Annotated in this window: 1 pseudogene; it reads left to right on the top strand. The window is 37.5% G+C overall.

The features are described 5' to 3' along the window. Positions 1-253: pseudogene (locus RTW80_RS30030) on the top strand (hypothetical protein); the annotation flags it as partial.

Below are 253 nucleotides of genomic sequence, written 5' to 3'. Positions count from 1 at the left end.
AAGGGGCTATAAGGCGTTTTGGATTGCCATTTGGAGCTAGCTCGGTTGAACCCTTTTTACAAGTGGAAACAGCCGGAACTGCAAATTATCAACAATTAATGATTTATCCAAATTCAGTTAAAGACCGTGAAACATCTGAATATCCTTATGTTGAGCTATTTAGGGATTTAGCATCTGCAACATGTCGTCCTAATAGCACCTTGGTAACATATGGTTATAGTTTTGGAGATGAGCATATAAATCGGCTTATAAT

The organism is Escherichia sp. AM3, from assembly GCF_032029835.1.
GTDB lineage: Bacteria > Pseudomonadota > Gammaproteobacteria > Enterobacterales > Enterobacteriaceae > Escherichia > Escherichia coli.
The sequence above is the reverse complement of the archived record's forward strand: the minus strand, read 5'-3'. Positions and strand labels throughout refer to the sequence as shown.